This is a genomic window from Streptomyces sp. NPDC059092, from assembly GCF_042756365.1.
Taxonomy (GTDB): Bacteria; Actinomycetota; Actinomycetes; order Streptomycetales; family Streptomycetaceae; genus Streptomyces.
In genome coordinates this window covers 111,687-133,007 of the sequence record NZ_JBHZEJ010000014.1, presented here as the reverse complement: position 1 = coordinate 133,007, position 21,321 = coordinate 111,687, and the positions used below count along the sequence as shown (strand labels likewise).

21 protein-coding genes are annotated in these 21,321 nt (G+C 72.5%); 7 read left to right on the top strand and 14 right to left on the bottom strand.

Going from position 1 to position 21,321, the window contains the following annotated elements; genetic code table 11:
* Positions 1-86: 86 nt before the first annotated feature.
* The 5 genes from ACFXPL_RS11805 to ACFXPL_RS11785 all read right to left on the bottom strand — a co-directional run bounded on the left by ACFXPL_RS11805 (position 87) and on the right by ACFXPL_RS11785 (position 3,250).
* Positions 87-944 (bottom strand): tyrosinase family protein, encoded by an 858-nt coding sequence (locus ACFXPL_RS11805; RefSeq protein ID WP_384916372.1) that lies wholly within the window; start codon positions 942-944, stop codon positions 87-89.
* Between the two features lie 19 nt (positions 945-963).
* Entirely contained in the window at positions 964-1,476 is a 513-nt protein-coding gene (locus ACFXPL_RS11800) for a tyrosinase family oxidase copper chaperone (protein WP_384916369.1), read from the bottom strand.
* A gap of 141 nt (positions 1,477-1,617) precedes the next feature.
* Positions 1,618-1,980, bottom strand: a complete 363-nt coding sequence (locus tag ACFXPL_RS11795; protein ID WP_384916366.1) for an Asp23/Gls24 family envelope stress response protein — start codon at positions 1,978-1,980, stop codon at positions 1,618-1,620.
* Complete coding sequence (locus ACFXPL_RS11790) at positions 1,977-2,660, bottom strand: hypothetical protein (RefSeq protein WP_384916363.1); 684 nt, start codon at positions 2,658-2,660, stop codon at positions 1,977-1,979. Before ACFXPL_RS11790 ends, ACFXPL_RS11795 begins: the two co-directional genes overlap by 4 nt.
* Positions 2,651-3,250: an RNA polymerase sigma factor gene (locus ACFXPL_RS11785; protein WP_384916360.1), complete on the bottom strand. Its 600-nt coding sequence runs from the start codon at positions 3,248-3,250 to the stop codon at positions 2,651-2,653. Before ACFXPL_RS11785 ends, ACFXPL_RS11790 begins: the two co-directional genes overlap by 10 nt.
* A 184-nt stretch (positions 3,251-3,434) precedes the next feature.
* Between ACFXPL_RS11785 and ACFXPL_RS11780 the strand changes: the two genes are divergently transcribed.
* The 5 genes from ACFXPL_RS11780 (at position 3,435) to ACFXPL_RS11760 (ending at position 6,930) form a co-directional block, all read left to right on the top strand.
* Positions 3,435-3,941 carry an Asp23/Gls24 family envelope stress response protein gene (locus ACFXPL_RS11780; protein ID WP_384916358.1) on the top strand — a complete coding sequence of 169 codons (507 nt, stop codon included), beginning with the start codon at positions 3,435-3,437 and terminating at the stop codon, positions 3,939-3,941.
* Between the two features lie 87 nt (positions 3,942-4,028).
* Complete coding sequence (locus ACFXPL_RS11775; protein WP_384916389.1) at positions 4,029-4,211, top strand: hypothetical protein; 183 nt, start codon at positions 4,029-4,031, stop codon at positions 4,209-4,211.
* Complete coding sequence (locus tag ACFXPL_RS11770) at positions 4,208-5,236, top strand: DUF6286 domain-containing Asp23/Gls24 family envelope stress response protein (protein ID WP_384916356.1); 1,029 nt, start codon at positions 4,208-4,210, stop codon at positions 5,234-5,236. The genes ACFXPL_RS11775 and ACFXPL_RS11770 overlap by 4 nt, the downstream gene beginning before the upstream one ends.
* Positions 5,220-5,852: a hypothetical protein gene (locus ACFXPL_RS11765; RefSeq protein WP_384916354.1), complete on the top strand. Its 633-nt coding sequence runs from the start codon at positions 5,220-5,222 to the stop codon at positions 5,850-5,852. The genes ACFXPL_RS11770 and ACFXPL_RS11765 overlap by 17 nt, the downstream gene beginning before the upstream one ends.
* Positions 5,853-5,919: 67 nt before the next feature.
* Complete coding sequence (locus tag ACFXPL_RS11760) at positions 5,920-6,930, top strand: YihY/virulence factor BrkB family protein (RefSeq protein WP_384916352.1); 1,011 nt, start codon at positions 5,920-5,922, stop codon at positions 6,928-6,930.
* Positions 6,931-7,072: 142 nt separating this feature from the next.
* Here the strand turns inward: ACFXPL_RS11760 and ACFXPL_RS11755 are convergent, their stop codons facing one another.
* The 9 genes from ACFXPL_RS11755 to ACFXPL_RS11715 all read right to left on the bottom strand — a co-directional run bounded on the left by ACFXPL_RS11755 (position 7,073) and on the right by ACFXPL_RS11715 (position 17,444).
* The gene (locus ACFXPL_RS11755) at positions 7,073-8,140 is read right to left on the bottom strand and encodes a glycoside hydrolase family 19 protein (RefSeq protein WP_384916350.1); all 1,068 of its coding nucleotides are present in this window, start codon (positions 8,138-8,140) and stop codon (positions 7,073-7,075) included.
* 132 nt (positions 8,141-8,272) lie between these two features.
* On the bottom strand, positions 8,273-9,298 hold the full coding sequence (locus ACFXPL_RS11750) for a LacI family DNA-binding transcriptional regulator (RefSeq protein ID WP_384916348.1): 1,026 nt from the start codon (positions 9,296-9,298) through the stop codon (positions 8,273-8,275).
* Positions 9,298-10,734: an arabinose isomerase gene (locus ACFXPL_RS11745; RefSeq protein ID WP_384916346.1), complete on the bottom strand. Its 1,437-nt coding sequence runs from the start codon at positions 10,732-10,734 to the stop codon at positions 9,298-9,300. The genes ACFXPL_RS11750 and ACFXPL_RS11745 overlap by 1 nt, the downstream gene beginning before the upstream one ends.
* A gap of 37 nt (positions 10,735-10,771) precedes the next feature.
* Entirely contained in the window at positions 10,772-12,190 is a 1,419-nt protein-coding gene (locus tag ACFXPL_RS11740) for a BNR repeat-containing protein (RefSeq protein WP_384916344.1), read from the bottom strand.
* Positions 12,191-12,291: 101 nt separating this feature from the next.
* Entirely contained in the window at positions 12,292-12,612 is a 321-nt protein-coding gene (locus ACFXPL_RS11735) for an L-rhamnose mutarotase (protein ID WP_384916387.1), read from the bottom strand.
* A gap of 17 nt (positions 12,613-12,629) precedes the next feature.
* The gene (gene rhaS / locus ACFXPL_RS11730) at positions 12,630-13,715 is read right to left on the bottom strand and encodes a rhamnose ABC transporter substrate-binding protein (RefSeq protein ID WP_384916342.1); all 1,086 of its coding nucleotides are present in this window, start codon (positions 13,713-13,715) and stop codon (positions 12,630-12,632) included.
* Positions 13,716-13,784: 69 nt separating this feature from the next.
* Positions 13,785-14,849 carry an ABC transporter permease gene (locus ACFXPL_RS11725; protein WP_384916340.1) on the bottom strand — a complete coding sequence of 355 codons (1,065 nt, stop codon included), beginning with the start codon at positions 14,847-14,849 and terminating at the stop codon, positions 13,785-13,787.
* Positions 14,833-15,882 carry an ABC transporter permease gene (locus ACFXPL_RS11720; protein ID WP_384916337.1) on the bottom strand — a complete coding sequence of 350 codons (1,050 nt, stop codon included), beginning with the start codon at positions 15,880-15,882 and terminating at the stop codon, positions 14,833-14,835. Before ACFXPL_RS11720 ends, ACFXPL_RS11725 begins: the two co-directional genes overlap by 17 nt.
* Positions 15,879-17,444, bottom strand: coding sequence for a sugar ABC transporter ATP-binding protein (locus ACFXPL_RS11715; protein WP_384916334.1), 1,566 nt, complete (start codon positions 17,442-17,444; stop codon positions 15,879-15,881). The genes ACFXPL_RS11720 and ACFXPL_RS11715 overlap by 4 nt, the downstream gene beginning before the upstream one ends.
* A 276-nt stretch (positions 17,445-17,720) precedes the next feature.
* Here ACFXPL_RS11715 and rhaI point away from each other — a divergent pair, with 276 nt between their 5' ends.
* Together rhaI and ACFXPL_RS11705 are read left to right on the top strand one after the other, a co-directional pair.
* Positions 17,721-18,890, top strand: coding sequence for an L-rhamnose isomerase (gene rhaI / locus ACFXPL_RS11710; RefSeq protein WP_384916332.1), 1,170 nt, complete (start codon positions 17,721-17,723; stop codon positions 18,888-18,890).
* Between the two features lie 119 nt (positions 18,891-19,009).
* Positions 19,010-21,061: a bifunctional aldolase/short-chain dehydrogenase gene (locus ACFXPL_RS11705; RefSeq protein ID WP_384916329.1), complete on the top strand. Its 2,052-nt coding sequence runs from the start codon at positions 19,010-19,012 to the stop codon at positions 21,059-21,061.
* Positions 21,062-21,321 lie beyond the last annotated feature (260 nt).

Sequence of the window (21,321 nt, the reverse complement as noted above, 5' to 3'; positions counted from 1 at the left end):
GAGGACGGCCTCCCGCGTGTGCACGCGGGAGGCCGTCGCACGTACCGGCCCCGTGCCGTACGGCGCGGGGCCGGTCGCGGCGTGGGTCAGGCGTCGTAGCGGTAGAGGCTCCGGTGGTCCAGGATCGAGGACGGCGTGACGTTCCAGGGCGGCATGGGCTCCTCCAGGCTCAGTACGCGGCCCCGCTGCGGATCCCCCGGGCCCAGCACGGTCTTCGGCAGATAGGCCGCCGCGGGGTGCTTGCGCTGCCAGCGGTCCCAGAGCAGGTCGACGAAGGCGTGGTGGAGCCAGAACACCGGATCGTTCGGGGAGTCGGCGCCGAGCATGTGTCCGCCGACCCAGCGGTGGACGCGGTTGTGGTTGCGCTCGCCGCCGTCGGACATCCACCCCTCAAGACGGTTGCGGAGGCCGGTCGTGACGGTCGAGTCCCAGGGCGGCGCGTCGTACACCGTCTCGTTCGTCGCCCAGGCCAGCTCGGACCCGGTCGGCAGGGCGACCGGGTCCGACGGGCGGCCCAGGTCGCGGGTGAGGTACTTCCCCACCGTCACCTTGCCCTGAATCGTCCAGTCGCCGTTCCGGTACGCGAAGGGCCCGGTCATGACCTGCTGGTCGCCCGAGCGGCCGGTGCCGCCGAGGAAGTCCTCGCCCCACAGCGCGGCGGCGGGGGTCCGGTCGGCCGTCCAGTCCCAGTAAGGAACGCTCACGCCGGGGTCGACCCGCTGGAGCGCCCGCTCGAACTCCAGCAGGAAGTACCGGTGCCAGGGCAGGAACGAAGGGGCCATGTGCCCCGCGCGCACACCGTCCTCCATGTCGGAGACGTAGTACCGGGCGTGGACCCGGACGAACTCGTCGTACTCGCCGCGCCGTTTGAGTGCGAGTACGGCGCCGACGAAGCGCTTCTTCTCCGCGCCGGTGAGGGCGCGCTGATTCTTCCTGGTGTGCACCGGTGAGGGGCTCCCGCCGTCAGATGTGAGGATCCGGTCCGTGGTGCGGCCCGTGGACCGGCCCGGCGAGCGCCAGTTGGGCTCCGCCGAGGTCGCCGACCGCCGCGCGGGCCGCTTCGAGCGGGGTCGGGAAGGACTCGTAGTGGTTGACCACACTCAGATAGCTGCCGTCGGCCCTGCGCATCACCTGGAGCGGCCGTCCGTCGATCCGGATGTCGGGCACGGACACGGCGGGGACGGCCGGTCCCGTGGCGATCGTGGTGGCGGCCGTGGCCGCCCAGGGGGCCACCCGGATGTGCCGGCCCCGGTACCTCTCCTCCAGGACCCCTCCGGTCGCGGCTCGGCCGTCGTCCGACGGTGGTGGTACCTGCGGCGCCGCTCCCCGGCCCGCCCTGACGACGGGGGCGAGCGCCGCCGAGGTCCCCGCGACCACGCCGAGGGTGAACAGCGCGCGCAGGAAGTGGCGCCGGGTGCGGTGCGGGGCGCGCGGTACCCGTGGCCCTCCGGCTGTCACCGGAATCCCGTCTGGCATGAAACCTCCCTCTCGTCGTCCCGAACGGGACAACGAGAGGGAGTCGATACGGTTCTCCCCGGGCTTCCGCGGACTCCCCCGCGTCCCGGGTGAACCGCCCGGTTCCGCGCGTGCGGTCCACCCGGGGCGCGGGGGGGATGTTCAGACGATGCCGACGACGGTCACCGTGACCCGTACCGGGTGGCCCGGATCCGGCAGTACCTCGGCGGCCGAGGCGCACACGGCCGCCCGCACTGCGCGGGTGACGTCGACGGCGCGGTGCCCCGTGCGCGCGACGAGCTGGAGGTCGAGATGCCACCCCGCCGCGCCGTCGCCCTCGCCCTCCCGCCGGACACGTACCCCCGTGGACTTCGGTCCCTCCCGCGCCGGGCGCCCTGCGCGGGAGGCGGCGGACGCGCGGAGGAGGTCGACGAACCCCGGCCGCAGGAACGCCACTCCCGGGACCCGCCGCGCGACGCCGGCGGCCACGAGGGCCAGCTCCTCCTGGATCTCCCGCTCGGTCATCGGTGTCCCCCTTCCCGCTCGTCGTCGGCGTGGTTCTCGTCGATGAGGTCGACGACCAGGACGTCGATGCGCGCCACCTCGATCCCGAGGGCGTCCCCGGCCGCGTCGGCCACCCGTGCGCGGACCGCCTCCGCCAGCTCCGGCAGAGGCCGTCCGAGGCCGGCCGCGACCTCCAGCCGGACCTGGACAGGGCCGCGGGCCGCGGGCCCGCCCGTACCGCTTCCGGTGGCGCGCGGCTCCAGCGGCCTGATCCGGCAGCTTCCGGCCCGTACCCCCGGCAGGGTCTCGGCGGCGGCGCGGAAGGCGCGGGCCGCCGCGGCCTCCACGATCCAGTCGTCCTCCTCGGGGGCGCCCAGCGGCAGCGTCCGGCCGGGGCGCAGCTCCAGGCGGACGATGTCCATGATGCGGCCGGTCAGCTCGGCCGGTGCCGTCCCCTCCTCGGTCTCCTCCTGCCTGGCCCGGCGTACGGTGTCGTCCAGCGACGCCAGATCGGCCAGGGCCGCCGTGCAGTGGGGGCAGTGCGCGAGGTGCGGGTCGGCCGCGGCCTCCCCGGAGTCCCACGCCTCCCAGACGTCGATCAGTTCCCGGCCGCAGGGCAGGGGTTCCTCCTCGGGTGTCACCGCGTCGTCCAGTGTCCCTCCTGTCTCCCCGTGGCGGCCGGGACGCGCGTTCAGCGCCATGCGCTCATCGCCTCCGTCAGGTAGCGGCGTGCTCGGAAGACCCGGCCGCGGACCGCCTGAAGGCTGATTCCGACCGTCTCCGCGATGTTCTCGTAGCTCATTCCGTGCAGTTCCCGCAGCACCCAGCAGGCGCGCTGTTCGGGAGAGAGGCCCGCCATCGCCACGGCCAGGGCGCGGGCGGCCGCATGGGATTCGGCCACGCGCGCGGGCGAGGACCGGTGTTCGGGCGCGGCCGGTTCCGGTACCGAGTCGAGGTCGGTGGCCGGGCGGCGCGCGCGCAGTTGATTGAGGCACCGGTTGGTGACGATCCGGTACATCCAGGTTCTGAAGGCCGATTCGCCGCGGAACTCCGGCAGTTTGCGCCAGGCGCTGACGAACGCGTCCTGAACGGCGTCCTCGGCCTCGGTGCGGCTGCCGAGCAGACGTGTCGCGAGCTGGAGCATGACCGGACTGTGCCGGCGCACCAGCGTCTCGAACGCCTCTTCGTCGCCCTCGCCCGCGCGGACGGCCAGCAGACCGTCGTCGGACCGCCCCTGATCCAGGACCTGGTCCGGCGCGCGCGCCGACAGCTCATTCCCGTTGCCGGGCACTCAGCGACTCCTTTCGACGACCTCGTACGCCCGGTTGGACACACGGCACGGCTCATCGTCACGCGCGAGGAACGAAACAGGGAAAAGTCGCGGAATCCGCGTGACGATCTCTCCGGCGGGGAGTCCAACGAGTTGAGAGTCCCCGGGAGCCGGGCGACCGGACGAGAAGTCAGGAGGCTGTCCGATGGCAGCGACCCAGGAAGCACCCGTCACCACCAACAGGACCGTGACCGGGCAGGGCGGCAGCGCGGCGGGGGCGACCACCGTGGGCGCCGGGGCCGTGGGCGCGAACGAACCGGCCGCCACACGCGGCAGGACCTCCATCGCGGATGTCGTGGTCGTGAAGATCTCCGGCATGGCGGCGCGGGAGATCCCGGGTGTGTACGACATGGGCGGCGGTCTCTCCCGCACCATCGGCGCCGTGCGCGACCGTGTGCCCGGCGGTCGCCCCAATGTCGGGCGCGGGGTGAAGGTCGAGGTGGGCGAGCGGCAGACCGCGATCGATCTGGATCTGGTCGTGGAGTACGGCGTCGCCATCACCGATGTGGCCCGTGACGTACGGGAGAACGTGATCGCCGCGGTCGAGCGGATCACTGGCCTGGAGGTCGTCGAGGTCAACGTCACGATCAACGACGTGCATCTGCCCGAGGACGAGAACGACACGGGTGTCACCGAGGGACGCGTCGCGTAGGACGCGTGGTCGCGCGATGCCGTGTCCGTGGCCTGGCGCCTGTGGCCAGCGCCTGTTGCCTGTTGCCTGTTGATGACGAGGTGGATGATGAACACAGCCGTGGTGGGGCTGGCCGTGGGGATGGCGCTGGGCTTCGCGGGCTGGTTCGGCGGGTTCGGGGCCTTCCTGCTGGTGGCCGCGCTCGGCGCGGTCGGTTTTGTCGTGGGCCGGCTCGCCGACGAGGGCCGGCTCGGGGAACTGTTCCAGCCGGGTGGACGGAAGCGCTGGTGACCGCCGTGACGGAGCCCGCGGAGCGGGGCACCACCCGTATCGCCGACCGGGTGGTCCGGCGGATCGCCGGCCGGGCCGCGGCTCAGGCGCTGGGGCCCGGCGGCGAGGTGCTGCGGGTCTCGGCCGGGGCGAGGGGAGGCGGGCCCTGGCGGCTGCGGCTCGATGTGGCGCTGGCCTATCCGGTCCGGGTGGAGACGGCCGGGGCGCGGCTCCAGGAGGAGGCCGCAGCCCGCACCGCGGCTCTCACGGGAGCGGAGGTCGGCCGTACGGAGGTACGGATCGGCCGGCTCGACCCGCCGCGGGGAAGGGCCCTGCCCGGCCCCCGTACGGAGGCGGGGGCGGCCGGGACCGGCTCGGGCGCGACACGGCGCCGGTCCCGGCGGCCCTGGTCGGAGCGGCGGGCGCCGGCGGCGGTGCTCGCCGCGGGCGGCGCGGCGCTCTGCGGTCTGCTGCTCGCGGACAGGGTCGCGGTGGCGCTCGGCGGCTCCGCGGCCGGGGCGTGGACACGGCTGACGGAGTGGGTGTCCGGCCAGGCCGCCGGTGGCGCGGCGATGACCGTGGGCGGCGCGGTGGCGGTCGGCGCGGGGCTGTGGCTGCTGCTGGCCGGGCTGACCCCCGGGCTGCGCGGACGGCTCGCGATGGCGGACGCGGCCGACGGGACCCGGGCGGCGCTGGACCGCTCGGCGGCCGGAGCGCTGGTGCACCACGGCGCGGCCGGGGTGCCGGGCGTCTCCCGGGTCCGGGTACGGGTGGGACGCGGGGTCACCGCCGTACGCGCGACGGTCGGTTTCGGCGATCTCGACGAGGTCAGGGAGGGCGTGGCGCACGCGGTGGCTCAGGTGGTGGAGCGGCTCGGCCCGGCGAGGCCGCCCCGCGTCAGGGTGCGGGTCTCGCCCGACGCGCACTGGCGCGCCCCTGGCTCCGGGCCCGCCGGCCCCCCGGCCGCCGACGCGGCGGCCGACGAGCCGTCGCGCACCGTACCGCGCGAGCGCGGGAAGGAGAACGCCGATGCCCCGGCCGCGTAACGTCACGAACCGCACCCTGCTGACCGTTCTGGGCGCCGCGCTGGTCTGCGCCGGCGGCTGGGCGCTGACCGGGAACACCGCCGTACGGGAGCGGCTTCCCCGCGGCCTGCCCGCCGCGGACCCCGCCGCCGTACGCGCGGGCCGTGGTCTGCTGGGCGCGGCCCGCGAGCAGGGCTGGTGGACACCGACGGTGATCGCCGCGCTCTCCCTCGCCCTGCCGGCGCTGGTGTGGTGGCTGCTGGCCCAGGTGTGGACCCGGCGGCCGGGGGTGCTCCCACTGTCGCGTCCGGGGATCGGGCTGCGCGCCGGGGCGCTGGCCCGCGCGATGGCGGAGCAGACGGAGCGGCTGCCGGGAGTGGACCGCGCGCGGGTGCGGCTCTCGGGCCGGCCCCGGCGCCTGCTCGCGACCATCGACGTACGGCTGTCGGCCGGCGCCGACCCGTCCGGGGTGGTGGAGCGTATCGCCACCGGGGTGATGGCCGACGCCCGCGCGTGCGCTACTCCGGTACGGGTCGACGCGCGGGTACGGTTCCATGGCCCCGCGCGGCGGCGAACGGGGTACAGGATCAGTGGCCGGGGCCGCGCCGACGGTCCGGGTCGGGGCCCGCTGGAGTGATGAGGCAGGCTGTGACCTGCGGCCGGTCGCCGGCCGGGCACCACGTTCGAGCACGCAGGAGGCAGAGTTGTCCGCCGAGGAACCCGGGCACAGGGGATCGTCGCCGTCCGGCGACGGCCCGGATCCCGCGCGGCCGGGCGCCGGCCGGGGCAGACGACTGGCCGGCGCGCTGAGGCGTACGCCGCTCGCGCTGTGGCACGACGACGCCACGGACCGGGCCGCCGCGCTCACCTACTACGCCGTTCTGGCGATCTTTCCGGCGCTGCTGGTCACCGTCTGCTCCATCGGGCTGGCCGGACCAGACGCCAGCGGGAAGCTGGCGAACCAGGTCGCCGCCATCGTGCCGGGGCAGTCCCGGGCCCTGGTGCACAGTTCGCTGGAGGAGATGGCCCGGCAGCGCTCCGCGGCCTGGCTGCTGGCGGCGTTCGGTACGGTCGGCGCGCTCTGGTCGTCCTCCAGCTACCTCGGGGTGTTCCGCCGGGGGCTGCACGCCATGCACGACGCCGTCGACCACCGGCCGCCGTGGCGTACGGCGCCGCGGATCGCGCTCACCGCCTGCGCGCTGCTGGCGCTCCTGGTGACCAGTGCCATCACGCTCGTGCTGACCGGCGAGGCCGCCGCGGCGGTGGGACGGATGCTGGGGATGGGCACGGCGGTGCAGCTGGTGTGGAAAGCGCTGAAGTGGCCGCTGTTGCTGGCGATCGCGGCGGTGCTGGTGCTGATGGTGTTCCGGACCGGTCCGCCCGGGACGCGCAGGCTGCGGCGCTCGCTGCCCGGCGGGATCCTCGCGGTGGTGCTCTGGCTGCTGACCTCCGCGGGGTTCGCCGTCTACACGGCGCACGCGGGCACGTACAACCGGCTCTACGGTTCACTCGCCGGGGTGATCGTCTTCCTGGTCTGGCTCTGGGTCACCAATCTCTCGTTGCTGGCGGGCGCGCAGTTCAACGCCGAGCTGGCGCGCGGGGAGCCGGTACGCGGCGGTGCGGCGGCCGGGTCGCTTCCCGCGCCGGCGGTGAGCGCTCCCCCGGGCGCGGCCGTGGCGGACGGGCCCGCCGCGGCCGGCCGACGGGCCGGCTGAGCGACACGTACGTACGGCGTCACCGCGTCACGCCCTCACCGCGTCACGTGGGAACGGCGCCACGGGTCCTTCGCGTACGAAGGGGCCGGCGCGGGCGGGAAGTCCGCCGCACCGGCCCGGTCGCGTACCTGTGGTCCGGCCGTCAGCAGCTCAGGTTGGATCCGGGGGTGGTCCCCAGGATCTGGGTGAAGCTCTGGTAGCTGTTGATACGGCTCTGCACCTGCCCGGGGTTGCCCCCGTTGCACTCGATGCTGCCGTTGATGGAGCGGATGGTCTCACCGAAGCCACGGCCGTTGACCATGGCGTTGTGCGGGGTCATCGTGCCCGGTCCCGTCTGGGTGTTCCAGTACCAGAGGGCCGTCTTCCAGGCCACGGCCGCGTCGGTCTGCACCAGGTTGGGGTTGCGGAGCAGGTCGATGCCGAGCGCGTCGCCCGCCGCCTTGTAGTTGAAGTTCCAGCTCAACTGGATCGGTCCGCGCCCGTAGTAGGCGGCCTGCCCGGCGGGGCAGCCGTAGGGCTGGTTCGCGTCGCAGTAGTGCGGGTAGTTGGCCGTGTTCTGCTCGACGATGTGGACGAGACCGCCGGTCTCGTGGCTCACATTGGCGAGGAAGGCGGCGGCTTCCTGCCGCTTGACCGTGTCACTGCCGGTGTTCGCGAACGCGGGGTAGGCGCTGAGCGCGGCGGTCAGTCCGCTGTAGGTGTAGAAGGAGTTCCGGCTCGGGAACATCTGGTTGAACTGGCCCTCACTGACCACGAACGAGCCCTGCGACGGCGGGTCGGTCGGTCCACCGTTGCAGGTGAAGGGCTCCCAGTACCAGGTGCTGATGACCGGGTCGTAGCCCGGGTTGTCGTGCTCGGCCCGGTAGAGCTTGCCGTCGGTGTACCGGACGATGTCGCCGGTGACGTACGACCGTCCCGCGGCCCACGCGGGGTAGTCGCAGCTCGTGCCGGAGCCGCCGCCGGGGCTCGATCCGTCGCAGCCGCCGAGGTCGGCCCAGACGTCACTGGTGCCGGGGGCCTCGCCCTGCGTCCACCACTTGGCCGACCAGTTGCGGCCGTTGTACGAAGCCGTGCCGCCACCGGTGTAGACGGCGGACGCCGTCCAGCCCGAGGCGCAGGCCGCGGCGGACGCCGGGGAGGCCGGCAGGAAGATCACGAGGGCGAGGGCCGCTGCCATCGCCGTCAGGAATGCAAGTGCGCGCTGTCTCAAACGACTCACTCCTTCGCGCGAGCAACCGGGTGCGGTGCTCGCCATGGGGGGTGAGACAGAACCAACCGGAATCGCGTGCACCTGTCAAGGTCTAGACCAAGTCGCGGGTGGCGTGACGTCACTTCCCGGCCGTCAGTGGCGCGAACGCGCCAGTGTGGAGGCACGGACCACCAGTTCGGGCTGGAGCACGATGCGCCGGTGCGTGTGCGCCCCGGCGGCGTCCCCGGTCTCCTCGATGAGCAGATCGGCCGCGGTGGAGCCGAGCTGGACGGCGGGCTGGCGCACCGAGGTCAGCGGTACGGCGGCGGCCGAGGCGAACTCGATGTCGTCGTACCCGACGAGCGCGATGTCCTCGGGCACCCGGACGCCCGCGTGGTAGAGGGTCTGGAGCACACCGAGCGCGAGCAGGTCGTTGGCGCAGAACACCGCGTCGGGGCGGGGGTCCATACCCAGCAGCCGCGCCCCGGCGTCCCGGCCCTCGGTGACGTCGAGGCGCGCGGCCTCCACGTGCCGCAGCGCGCCGGGCGGCAGCCCCGCCTCCGCGAAGGCCAGCAGCGCCCCCTCGCGGCGGTTGCGGCACTGGGCGAGATGCATCGGGCCGCTGACGTACACGATGTCGCGACAGCCGCCGCGCAGCAGATGCCGGACGGCCAGCGCGCCACCGCTGACGTCGTCCACGGAGACCGAGCAGCCGTCCGCGCTGGGCACGACACGGTCGACGCAGACGAACGGGATGCGGTGACGGCGGAACGCGTCGAGGTTGCGGCCGCTCAGGTCGGCCGGGGTGACGAGGACACCCCGTACCTGCTGCTCGGAGAAGAGTGTCAGATACGTGGCCTCCTCGGCCGGGGACTCCGCGCTGTTGCAGAGCATCACGCCGAGCCCCGCGGCGCGCGCGGAGCGCTCCGCTCCGGAGGCCACGTCCACGAAGAAGGGGTTGGCCATGTCGAGGACGAGCATGGCCAGAATACGGCTGCGGCCCGCGCGCAGTTGGCGCGCGGACTCGCTGCGTACGTAGCCGAGCCGTTCGATGGCGGACAGGACGCGCCGGCGGGTCTCCTCGGTGACGGACTCGGGGCGGTTGATCACATTCGAGACGGTGCCCACCGAGACACCGGCCGCGCCGGCCACGTCCTTGATCCCCACCGGACGACGCATCAGACGGAGACTTCCACGAGCTCCAGGCCGGACAGACCGGAGAGCGCGCGCAGTTCCGGCAGGAGCCGGCCGGTGGCCAGGGCCCAGTGATGGCCGACGCCGCTGGCGCTCCACGCGTCCGTCCACTCGCCCGGGTCGCAGCCGAAGTCGACGCGGGAGGTGGTGTTGCCGATCTCCAGGTGCGGTCCTTCGACCACCTCGCCCTCGGCGGCGATCAGCCGGTAGCGGCCGTCACGGGTCTGGCCGATTCCGACCAGGGTGACGGGGCCGTGCCGTACGTCGAACTCGACGGAGACGCCCCAGCCGCGCTTGCCGTGGTAGACGCCGAGTCCGCGCAGCAGGGGCCGGCGCGCGCTGATGGCGAGGTGTCCGGGGCCGTCGTGGCCCATCTCGACCACACCGGCGTCGAAGTCGAGGGCCTGCAGTTCGGTGAAGGAGCCGCCCGCGCCGAGCCGGTCCGTGACCAGCATGGCCAGCGACGTACGCAGCTCGTACTCACCGCAGGCCGGGATCCCGCGCGCGGTCAGCAGCGAGGAGCCGAGGATCAGGCCGGCGCCGAGCCGCTCGTGGATCTCGGCGTCCAGGCCGCGGTGGTAGTACGCGAGGGAGTCCAGGTCGAAGTCGGCGACGAGCCGGTCGAGGCCGACGGAGACCTTGGCCGCCCAGCGCAGGTCCTCCTCGACCACGGAGTCGGCGAGTTCGAAGACCTCCCGGGCCTCGTCCAGCTTCGCGGCGATCTCGCCGTCGCCGACCTGTTCGACCCGGACCCGCAGGTCGTCGAGTTCGACGACCTCGACATGGCCGCCGAGCTGTCCCGGCACCATGGTGAGGTCCGTCGACACGTCGTACATCCCCGGGTAGAGATGGCCCATCAGCCCGTGCCGGCCGCCGCGCAGCACGGAGCGGACCCCGGCGGCGCGGATCCAGCGGCCGATGCGCTGCCAGGCGCGCTCGTCCTCCAGATGGCCGGACACCGAGCGGAAGGGCACGCCGACGCGCTCGAAGGCGTTGGCCATCTCGGGCAGCGGGCAGGCGCCGCAGTAGGCCAGCCACCGGCCGGTGTCGAAGGAGGCGTGGTCCATGGCCGGGGAGGGCTGGAGGTTGATCAGCAGGACGGGCGCGCCGCTGCGCTGCGCGACGGGGACGAGCATCGTGGCCGTCATGTAGGTGGTGAGGAAGCCCACGATCAGATCGCAGTCGGCGGCGCGCAGCTTCTCGGCGGCCTCGGCGCCTTCCTGGGCGTCGGAGATGAAGCCGACGTCGACGACCTCGGCGTCGAACTCCCTCATGCGTTCGGTGACGCGCGCCGCCGACCTCCGGAGCTGCGGGAGGAGATCGGGGAACTGGGGCCAGTAGGCGCCCAGGCCTCCGGCGACCAGTCCGATCCTCGGCTTGCGGGCCACGGCGGGCGTGCGGGCGGGGGTACGTGCGGTCATGGCGGCTCCTCTGTACCTCTCAGGACGGGACGGCGTGTCAGGACGGCAGCCGGAAGTCGACGACGCGCAGGGCGGACGGGGTGGTGCCGCTCGACTTCTGCTGGTACATGAACGACAGGACACCGTCCTGGGCAATGCGCGTGTCGTCGACGACGACCTCACCGAAGGCGTTCAGCCCCGCGCCGTCGAACAGGGTCTTCCAGTCGGTGTACCCGGACGCCTCGGACGCGGCGACGATCCTCCCGTACGGCAGGACGGCGTAGGCGTTGTCGTACCGGTCGAGGACGAGATGGGTGCGCTGGCTGGAACCGAGCGCGACCGGTATCTCGGTCTTCTTCCAGGTGCCCGCCGCGTTCTTGAAGAGGTGGAAGGCGCGGCCGTTGGCGGTGCGGTCGGCCACGTAGTCGGTGGTGCACTGGCCGAAGCGGCCGGGGACGTAGCTGATGACCGCGTGCGGCAGGCCGGCGGAGTCGGTGGCCTGGCTCTCCTGGTTCATCAGCGAGTGGTCGGGGTTGATCGGGTCCACCACCGTACCCGCGTCCCCGACGGTCACCTGGTCGGAGCCCCCGGTGGTGCCGGCCACCGCACCCGCCGCGGTGCGCCAGGTACGGCCGCGGTCGGGGCTGTAGACGTAGCCGGTGTCGTGGTTGGTGATGCCGCCGCCGGCGCACATGACGGCGCTGTTCTGCTCGCGCCAGGTGAAGAAGGCGTGCAGCCGGCCGTCCGCGCCGTAGTCGATGCCGTGGAGGTACATGTTGCGGGCGGTGCTGGAGCCGTGCTCGCTGGTGTACGTACCGGTGGACCCGGCCCATTCGCCGAGTGCGGTCCACTTCGAGCCGTCGTACTCGGCCAGCGCGTTGCGGCCGTTGCCGGAGACACCGACGCGGTAGCTGAGCTGGAGGCGGCCCTCGGGGGTGGCGACGAACTGCGGATAGGTGAACCGGGAGGTGAGCGCGACACCGTCGAGGGTGGTCTGTACGGCGCCGAACTGGCCGCTGTTCCAGGCGTGTCCGGCGGGATCGTCCAGGAGCCCGGCGGCCGACTTGACGTAGAAGAAGCCGTTGCTGTGCGAGTCCATGTTCAGGTGCAGCCGGCCGTCGACGCGCGAGAGGCCCATGGAGATGACGTTGTGGGAGTCGTCGACGGTGAGCCGGTGCGGCAGCCGTACCGTCTGCCATGAGGTGGCGCCCAGGGCGCGGCGGCCGACGACGGCGGTGCGGTCGGCGGTGTACCAGGCGGCGTACTGGTGACCCCGGTAGGTCAGCAGGCCGTTCTTCTGGAAGGAGTTGTTGTTGACCAGGCCGTCGTACGAGACGAAGTAGACGGCCTGGCCGTCGAGCTGGGTGTCGGCGACCCGGGTGACCGCCGGTGCGGGGTCCGCCGCGGTGGGCGCCCCGGGGAGTGCGGCGGTGGCGAGGAGTGCGAGGGCGGGCAGTACGGCGGTCAGGGGCCTCATGCGCGGATCTCTCCTTCGTCCTGCGGGTCGTGGGCCGGGCGGGGCGCCGGGAGCGGGGGCGGGGCGCCGGGCGTGGTGCCCGGCGTCGTGCCCGGCGCGGCTCAGGCGAGGTGGAAGACCTCGGTGAGCGGTCGCATGGCCTCGTCCGGCTTGGCACCGTCCAGCGCCTCGAAGAATTCGGCCATCTCGTTCTGCCACCGGGTGTTGACGTCGGTGGCGGCCATGGCGGCCTGGGCCGCCGCGAAGTCCTCGGTCTCCAGATAGCCGACGAGCAGGCCGTCGTCGCGCAGGAAGAGCGAGTAGTTGTGCCAGCCGCACTCCGCCAGGGCCTGGAGCATGTCCGGCCAGACGGAGGCGTGCCGTTCGCGGTACTCGGCGATACGGTCCTGGCGGACCTTCAGCAGGAAGCAGACGCGCCGCACGGAAGTCACCGCCCCGCTCAGAAGTCGAACTTGTCGATGTTCGACTTGTCGAAGACGGTCGGCTCCCCGAGGATGACCTCGCCGTCCTTGCCGATCGTGTACTCGCCGAGCTTGCCCGCCTTGAACTTCTCGCCCTCGGCGCCGGTGATCCGGCCGGAGGCGAGGGAGGCCGCGGCGTACGAGCCCAGGTAGCCCAGCTCCTCCGGGTTCCACAGGGAGAACTGCTCGACGGTGCCGTCCTTGACGTACTTGCGCATCTGGTTGGGTGTGCCCAGCCCGTTGAGGACGACCTTGCCCTTGTACGAGGAGTCGCTGAGGTAGCGGGCGGCGGCGGCTATCCCGACGGTGGTGGGCGAGATGATGCCCTTGAGGTCGGGGTAGGCCGAGAGGAGCCCCTGGGTCTGCTGGAAGGACTTCTGGTCGGCGTCGTCCCCGTACGCGACCTTCACGAGCTGCATGTTCTTGTACTTGGGCAGCTTCAGCTCGTCCTTCATGAACTCGATCCAGGTGTTCTGGTTCGTGGCGTTCTGGGTGGCCGAGAGAATCGCGATCTTGCCCTGGTGGCCGATCTGCTCGCCCAGGTGCTGGACGAGGCTGCGGCCGATCTCCTCGGAGCTGGCCTGGTTGATGAAGAGCTGGCGGCAGTCCTTGGCGGTGTCGGAGTCGTACGCGACGACCTTGATGTCCTTCTTCATGGCCTGCTTGAGCGGGCCGCACACGGCGTTCGGGTCGTTGGCCGCGATCAGGATGGCGTCCTGGCGCTGCTGGATGAGGGTGTTGATGTACGAGACCTGGGAGGAGGCGTTGGCGTCGGAGGGGCCGACCTCCTTGCCGGTGGCGCCGTACTCCCCCGCCGCCGCGATCCCCGCCTCGTCGACGATCTTCTCGTAGGGGTTGTTGATCTGCTTGGGGAGGAACGCGAGCTTGAGGCCCTTCTTCAGGGGCGCGTCCGGGTCGGCCTTGGCGCCGGAGGCCGCGGTGGCGGTGTCCTTCTCCGCGCTGTCCTTGGTGGTGCCGGAGCAGGCCGTCAGCGCGACGGCGAGGGCACAGGCGGTGACGGCGGTGGCTGCTGCGCGGCGTCGGGCAGCGGTACGGATCAGCATGGCGGGCGGGACCTTTCGGGAGACTCGGCGGGCTCAGGGGTTCGTGGGGCGGAAGGTTCGCGGCGGGGCTCAGGACTCGGGCGCGGCGGTGCGCCGATGCCTTCGTTCGACGGCGGCGGCGATGACCCGGGGGGTGAGTACGGAGGCGACGAGCAGCAGCCCGGTCACGATGACCTGGACCTCGTTGGGTACGTCGTTCAGCGTGAGCAGGTTCTTCAGGACGCCGATGAGCAGCACGCCGGCGACCGCGCCGAAGAGCGTGCCCTTGCCGCCGTCGAAGTCGACGCCGCCCAGCAGGACGGAGGCGATGACGAGCATCTCGAAGCCGAGACCGTTGTCGGCGCGGGCGCTGCCGTACCGCAGGGTGAAGACCACACCGGCGAAGGCGGAGACCACCCCGGTGAGCACGAAGAGGATCAGCTTGAAGCGCTTGACCCGGATGCCGGCGAAGTAGGCGGCCTCCTCCTGGGCTCCGATCGCGAAGAGCGACCGGCCGAAGGCGGTGGCGTGCAGCACCACCGCGGTGACCACGGCCAGCACGAGGAAGAGGAGCACGGGGTAGGTGAGGAAGGTACCGGGGACGGTGGTGGTGTCCACGGCCCAGTCCGCGTAGGCCGACGGGAAGTCGGTGACGGCGTCGCTGCCCAGCGCGACCGAGGCGAGGCCCCGGTAGAGGGCGAGCGTGCCGATGGTGACGGCGAGCGAGGGCAGCCCCACCCGGGTGACGAGCCAGCCGTTGAGGAGACCTCCGGCGACGCCGACGACCAGCACGACGGGGACGATCGTCTCGAAGGCCCAGCCCGCGTTCCACAGGGCGCCGGTCAGCGCGCTGCCGAGGCCGAGCATGGAGGCGACGGAGAGATCGACCTGTCCGGCCACCACCAGCAGGGTCATGGGCAGGGCGATGAGGGCGACCTCGGCGATGTCGTTGAGGGCGAAGGCCAGGTTCTCGCCGGAGGCGAACCCCTCGGTGGTGCCGAGGCCGACGACGAACACCGCGACCAGCAGGGCGCCGACCGCCGTGTCCCAGCGCAGCCCCACGGCCCGTACGCGCTCCCCCGCCGTCGTGGGGCGCTGCTCGGGCGTCCTCACCGGGGGCCGCGGCGCTGCCTGTGTGTCAGGCGCCATTCCCATGTCGGGCGCTCCTCTTCCTCAGTGCTGCGGTCATGCGCAGGGAGACGATCCGGTCGACGCTGATGGCCGCGAGGAGCAGCGCGCCGGTGATGGCGCCCTGCCAGAACGCGTCGACCTTCAGGACGATCAGCGCGCTGCCGATGGTGGTGAGGAGCAGCGCGCCGAGCGCGGCGCCCCAGACCGTGCCGGTGCCGCCGGTGATGGCGACGCCGCCGACGACGACGGCGCTGACGACGGTGAGTTCCCAGCCGTGGGCGTTGTCCGCGACGACGGTGCCGAAGCGGGCGAGCCACAGGGCGCCCGCGAACCCGGCGACGGCGCCGGAGAAGGCGTACGCGCCGAGGATCCGGCGGCGGATCGGGACCCCGGCGAGCCGGGCGGCCTCGGGGTTGGAGCCGATCGCGTACAGCTCGCGTCCCGACCGGTAGCCGCGCAGGTAGTACGCGGTGGCGGCGAGCAGGGCGAGGGCGATGAGCGGGAGGTAGGGGATGCCGAGGACACTGCCGCTGCCGAGGCCCAGGATCGGGTCGGGGACGTCGTTCGCGCTGATCTGGTCGCCCTGTGCCCACCAGTAGTCGAGTCCCTGGATGATGTAGAGCATGCCCAGGGTGACCACGAGCGCGGGGACCCGTCCGAAGCTGACGAGGGCTCCGCTGACCAGTCCGCAGGCCACGCCGAGGGCGATGCCCAGCAGCAGGACGGTGAGGACGCCGTGGTCGGTGCCGGCGACGAACTTGCCGCAGGCGAAGGCGGAGAGCCCCACGACCGAGCCGACCGACAGGTCGATGTTGCGGGTCACGACGACCACGGACTGGCCGACGGCGAGCAGGACCAGGATGGAGGCGTTGAGGAGGAGGTCCTTGACGCCCTGGTCGTCGAGGAAGCGCGGGTTGGAGATCCAGGTGCCGAGGATGAGCAGCGCCAGCGCTCCGGCGATGCTGATCTCCCTGGCCCGGAAGACGGTGTCGACGAGGGAGCGCGCCGAGGTGTCGTTCTTGGTGTCCGTGGTGGGCCGGTCCGTCAGGGTGGTCATGCCGCCGCCCTCTCGCCCAGACCGGTCGCCGCCGCCATCACCGTCTCCTCGTCGGCCTCGGCCCGCGGTATCTCCGCGGTGAGCCGTCCCTCGTGCATGACGAGCACCCGGTCGGCCATGCCCAGCACCTCGGGCAGGTCGGAGGAGATCATCAGGACGGCGAGTCCGTCCGCCGCCAGCGTGGAGAGCAGCCGGTGCACCTCCGCCTTCGTGCCGACGTCGATGCCCCGGGTGGGTTCGTCGACGATGAGCACGGAGGGTTCGGTCGCCAGCCATTTGGCGAGGACGACCTTCTGCTGGTTGCCGCCGGAGAGCACGCCGACGGGGTCGGCGAGGCGGTTGTACTTGAGCTGGAGGCGTACGGCCCAGTCGGCGGCCCGGCCGCGCTCCAGGACCCGGCGGACCATGCCGCCCCTGCCGAGCCGGCCGAGCCCGGTGAGGCCGATGTTCCGCTCGATGGACATGTCCATCACCAGGCCGCGCAGCCGGCGGTCCTCGGGGACCAGGGCGAGCCCGGCGGCCATGGCGGCGGTCGGTGACCCGGCGGGCAGGGTCCGCCCGCCCACCTGGACCTCGCCCGCGTCGGCCCGGTCGACACCGAAGACGGCCTGTGCCACCTCGCTGCGGCCCGCGCCCACCAGCCCGGCCAGGGCGACGATCTCGCCCCGCCGTACGTCGAAGGAGATGTCCCGGAAGACGCCCTCCCTGGTCAGTCTCCGTACCGACAGCGCGATCTCGCCGACGACCGCGCGCTGTTTGGGGTAGAGCTCGCCCAGTTCGCGGCCGACCATGGAGCGGACGAGGTCGTCCTCGGTGAGCCCGGCCAGCGGCTGCGAGGAGATCCAGCGGCCGTCGCGCAGGGTCGTGACGCGCTGGCACAGGGCGAAGATCTCCTCCAGGCGGTGGGAGATGAACAGGACGGCGGCGCCCTCGGCGCGCAGGGTCCGCACGACGGAGAAGAGCCGGGCGGTCTCGCTCCCGGTGAGCGCCGCGGTGGGCTCGTCCATGATCAGGACGCGGGCGTCGAAGGAGAGCGCCTTGGCGATCTCCACGATCTGCTGGTCGGCGATGGAGAGCCCGCGGGCGGGCCGGTCGGGGTCGAGCTCCACGCCGAGCCGCTTCATCAGCGCCGCGGTGGTCTCCCGTACGGCCCGGTGGTCGATCCGGCCGAGGGCCCGGCGCGGCTGACGGCCCATGAAGATGTTCTCGGCGATCGACAGGTCGGGGAAGAGCGTGGGCTCCTGGTAGATGACGGCGATGCCCGCGTCCCTGGCGTCCGCGGGGCCGTGGAAGACGACGGGCTCACCGTCGAGGAGTACGTCTCCGGCGTCCGGCCTGTACACCCCCGCCAGTGTTTTGATCAGCGTGGACTTGCCCGCGCCGTTCTCGCCGGCGAGGGCGTGCGCCTCGCCGGGCAGCAGTCGCAGGGAGACGTCCCGCAGGGCGCGTACGGCGCCGAAGGACTTGCTCACGTCCCTCAGGGCCAGGACGGGGACAGGGGCGGGGGCCGGTGCCGCGTCCGGTGCGGGATCCGAACCGGGGTCCGTGGCGGGCTCGTTCATAGGGGCTCCTCAGCGAGGGGGACGCGTTGTGCCACCCGCCCTGAAAGGTTTCAATGAGGTTGCACGGAAGCTAAACGGCGTAGGTCTGCGACGTCAATGGGCTGTGCCCGACATTTTCGGGTGCGGCCGACGGGGGCGTGGTTCAAGGTGTTCAAAGGTGACGCGCGGAGGGTTGACACGGGTGAGGGACTCCCCTAACTTCACGCGATGAAACGATTCATAAAGGATCGTGACACTGACTCGCCTGGCGAGTCCGCACCACGGGAGCGCTGAGAGATGACGGGTCGATCCGCCGTGTCCGCTGTGAAGGCGGCGCTGAAGTCGCAGGCAGTCGAGACGCCGTCGTGGGCGTTCGGGAACTCCGGTACACGGTTCAAGGTCTTCGCGCAGCAGGGCGTGCCGCGCACACCGCAGGAGAAGCTGGCGGACGCCGCGCGGGTGCACGCGCACACGGGGGTCGCGCCGTCGGTGGCGCTGCACATCCCCTGGGACCGCGTGGACGACTACGGCGCGCTCGCCTCGCACGCGCGCGAGCTGGGACTGCGTATCGGGGCGATCAACTCGAACGTGTTCCAGGACGACGACTACAAGCTCGGCTCGGTCACCCATCCGGACGCCGCCGTGCGCCGCAAGGCGCTGGGGCATCTGCTGGAGTGCGTGGACGTCATGGACGCCACCGGGTCGCGCGATCTGAAGCTGTGGTTCTCCGACGGCATCAACTACCCAGGCCAGGACGACATCTCCGCGCGGCAGGGCCGGCTCGCCGAGGCGCTGTCCGCGGTGTACGAGCGGCTCGGCGAAGGCCAGCGGATGCTGCTGGAGTACAAGCTGTTCGAGCCCGCCTTCTACGCCACGGACGTACCGGACTGGGGCACGGCGTACGCGCACTGCCTCAAGCTGGGCGAGAAGGCCCAGGTCGTCGTGGACACCGGGCACCACGCTCCGGGCACCAACATCGAGTTCATCGTGGCGCTGCTGCTGCGGGAGAAGAAGCTCGGCGGGTTCGACTTCAACTCCCGCTTCTACGCGGACGACGACCTGATGGCCGGGGCCGCCGATCCCTTCCAGCTCTTCCGGATCATGTACGAGGTGATCAGGGGCGGCGGGTACACGGCGGACACCGCGTTCATGCTCGACCAGTGCCACAACATCGAGGAGAAGATCCCCGCGATCATCCGCTCGGTGATGAACGTCCAGGAGGCCACGGCCAAGGCGCTGCTGGTGGACGCGGAGGCGCTGGACGCCGCCCAGCGCTCGGGCGACGTGCTGGCGGCCAACGCGGTGATCATGGACGCCTACAACACGGACGTGCGCCCGCTGGTGGCCGAGGCGCGCGCCGAACTGGGCGCGGACGCCGACCCCGTCGCCGCGTACCACGCCTCCGGCTACGGCGAGAAGATCGTCGCCGAACGGATCGGCGGGACCCAGGCGGGCTGGGGCGCCTGAGGCTTGCCGGCCGAGCGGCGCCGTACACCCTGCCCGGCCGTCCGTCCGTCCCGTACCCCCCGTACCACCGCCCGTCCGCGCCTTCCGCCCCCGAAGGCCGCCCGTCACAGAGGGACATGATGACCGACCAGCCTCCCATCCATCCGGCGGCAGCCGAACTGCTGGAGCGTTCGCACCGGCTCGGCGCCGATCCTCGCAACACCAACTACGCCGGTGGCAACACCTCCGCCAAGGGATCCGCCACCGACCCCGTCACCGGCGACGACGTCGAGCTGATGTGGGTCAAGGGGTCGGGCGGCGATCTGGGCACCCTCACCGCCGGTGGTCTCGCCGCGCTGCGGGTGGACCGGCTGCGCGCGCTGGCCGGGGTGTACCCGGGGGTGGAGCGCGAGGACGAGATGGTCGCCGCGTTCGACTACTGCCTGCACGGCAAGGGCGGGGCGGCGCCGTCCATCGACACGGCGATGCACGGGCTGGTCGATGCCTCCCATGTGGACCATCTCCACCCCGATTCGGGGATCGCGCTGGCGTGCGCGGCCGACGGCGAGAAGCTGACGGCGGAGTGCTTCGGCGACACCGTGGTCTGGGTGCCCTGGCGGCGTCCCGGCTTCCAGCTCGGTCTGGACATCGCCGCGGTCAAGGAGGCCAACCCGGCGGCGATCGGCTGTGTGCTGGGCGGGCACGGCATCACCGCGTGGGGGGCCACCTCGGAGGAGTGCGAGCGCAACTCGCTGCACATCATCCGGACGGCCGAGGCGTTCCTGACGGAGCGTGGCGCGCCCGAGCCCTTCGGTCCCGTGCTGGAGGGGTACGCGCCGCTGCCCGAGGCCGAGCGGCGGAAGAAGGCCGCCGCGCTCGCCCCGCTGATCCGGGGGCTCGCCTCCACGGACCGGCCCCAGGTCGGCCACTACACGGACGCGGAGCCGGTCCTCGACTTCCTGGCGCGCGAGGAACATCCGCGGCTGGCGGCGCTGGGCACCTCCTGCCCGGACCACTTCCTGCGCACCAAGGTCCGGCCGCTGGTCCTGGACCTGCCCGCCGGGGCGCCGCTGGAGGAGATGCGGGAGCGGCTGGCCGCGCTGCACACCGCGTACCGGGCGGAGTACCGGGCGTACTACGAGCGGCACGCCACGCCGGACTCGCCGGCGATGCGCGGCGCCGACCCGGCGATCGTACTGGTGCCCGGCGTCGGGATGTTCTCGTTCGGCAAGGACAAGCAGACCGCCCGGGTCGCCGGAGAGTTCTATGTGAACGCCGTCAACGTAATGCGCGGCGCCGAGGCCGTCTCCACGTACGCGCCCATCGAGGAGTCCGAGAAGTTCCGCATCGAGTACTGGGAGCTGGAAGAGGCCAAGCTGCGCCGGATGCCGGCCCAGAAGGCGCTGGCCACCCGGGTCGCGCTGGTGACGGGCGCGGGCTCGGGGATCGGCCGGGCCGTCGCGCACCGGCTGGCCGCCGAGGGCGCGTGTGTCGTGGTCGCGGACCTCAACGCCGAGGGCGCGGCGAGCGTCGCCGAGGAGCTGGGCGGCACGGACCGGGCCGTCGCGGTGACCGTCGACGTGACGGACGAGGAGCAGATCCGAGCGGCGTTCGACGCTGCGGCGCTCGCCTTCGGCGGGGTGGACCTGGTCGTCAACAACGCCGGCATCTCGATCTCCAAGCCGCTGCTGGAGACGACGGCCAGGGACTGGGACCTCCAGCACGACATCATGGCCCGCGGCTCGTTCCTCGTCTCGCGGGAGGCGGCCCGGGTCATGACCGACCAGGGGTTCGGCGGGGACATCGTCTACATCGCGTCGAAGAACGCGGTGTTCGCGGGCCCGAACAACATCGCGTACTCGGCGACCAAGGCCGACCAGGCCCATCAGGTACGGCTGCTCGCCGCCGAACTGGGCGGGGCCGGGATCCGGGTCAACGGCGTCAACCCCGACGGGGTGGTCCGGGGCTCCGGGATCTTCGCGGGCGGCTGGGGCGCGGAGCGCGCGGCGGTGTACGGCGTGGAGGAGGAGAAGCTGGGGGAGTTCTACGCGCAGCGGACCATCCTCAAGCGCGAGGTGCTGCCGGAGCATGTCGCGGCGGCGGTCTTCGTCCTGACGGGCGGCGAGCTGAGCCACACCACCGGCCTGCACGTCCCGGTGGACGCGGGCGTCGCGGCGGCGTTCCTGCGCTGAGGCCGCGCGGGCCGGGGCTGTCCCTGACGGCAGCCCCTGGCCCGCGCTCCCCGTCGCCGTCGCCGTCGTCGGCCGTTGGTTCCCCGCTGTTCGTTCCCCGCCGCCGGTTCCCCGCTGCCGGGCGCGGGCCTCCCCGGCTCTCCGGAGCGAGCGCGGGTCCTGGCCCCCGGTACCGGGCGTCGGCCTCCGGCTCCCCCGCCGAGCACCGCCGTCCCGTCCGTCCGCCTCTCCATTCCCCTCGCTCTTCCTTCCCTTCGCCT